The 1,049-nt window shown below is 58.3% G+C and carries 1 protein-coding gene; it reads left to right on the top strand.

What is annotated here, in order from left to right:
• Window positions 1-1,049, top strand: a 1,049-nt coding sequence (locus EOA24_RS39060; protein WP_189354639.1) for a TerB N-terminal domain-containing protein, incomplete at both ends; no start/stop codon positions are given.

Below are 1,049 nucleotides of genomic sequence, written 5' to 3'. Positions count from 1 at the left end.
TTGCAGAGGTTCGCCGGCTATTGCAGGTGTATGGAGGGAATGGTTCGTTCAAGCGTTATGCTGGTGAGTTGCTTTCGGCTTACCAGCTAAAATCGGCTCAGTTGCCGGAAAAGTTTGACCTGGAAGTCGAGGAAAATAGCTACGAGATTCCGCTAATGCTGAAGGTCGCCCTCGGGATGCGGGTGCGCGGCGGAGAGGCGATCGAACCGGACCTTTTGTTGGCTTACGTCCTTGCCGACCCCGAAACGAGGGTGCGAACGCCGGCGCGACGGGCACAGACTCTATTGCGAGAGCTGTTCGCGGAAGCGGTGGAGAAGCAATATCCAAAAGGCGTGCGCGTTCCGGCCGCCGGAGTGCGGAAACTGAAGGTCAACTACCGTGCCTGCAGCGGGACGTTCGATCTTGCAATTCGCCCCTTTGGCGGAGACCTGCCGGACATCACAAACCGCAGCGAACCGATAGGCGGTGCACGCCGCATCTTCGACGACTGCACGGATCGGCTCGACGACTATAGCCGCATGCTCGGCCGTTCGGAGGGACTGAAGCCTAGCCTTGCGGCTGTGGCTCAGCTGCCCTTGGGTTTGCGCGTGAAGAATTGTGAAACACTCGCTGGCAGCCCGTTGAGGCGGCTCCAGGAACTGGCGAGTAATGACGCCCTAATATCAATTCAGAAACTGGCTGAATTGGCTGGGATGGATCCCGACAAAATTGCCGCGCGAGCGAAACAGAAAGAACTTTCCGCAATTCTGGGAGCCTTTGGCTATGCTCATACCGCCGCACCTTCCTTTTCCCTGAAGTCCGCAAAACCAGACGAACTGGCGATGGTTTTTGGCCTAGAACGCGAAGCTGACTCTGATCCCGAACCGAGCCAGCATTACCGGCCCATGCAACTGTCAATCATGCTCGGCATGGTGATCGCTTTCGCCGATGGTCTGCTCCACCCCTTGGAGGAACGCAGGTTCTTCGACAAGGTCGATGGAGCGCCCGGCCTGTCGAGGGACGAACGCGTACGCCTCAAAGCCGAGATCAAAGTCTGCGCCGCCGACGCC

Source organism: Mesorhizobium sp. M2A.F.Ca.ET.039.01.1.1 (genome assembly GCF_003998035.1).
In the GTDB taxonomy this organism is placed as follows: domain Bacteria; phylum Pseudomonadota; class Alphaproteobacteria; order Rhizobiales; family Rhizobiaceae; genus Mesorhizobium.
Note: the sequence above shows the minus strand (reverse complement) of the source record. Positions and strands in the feature narration are given on the sequence as shown.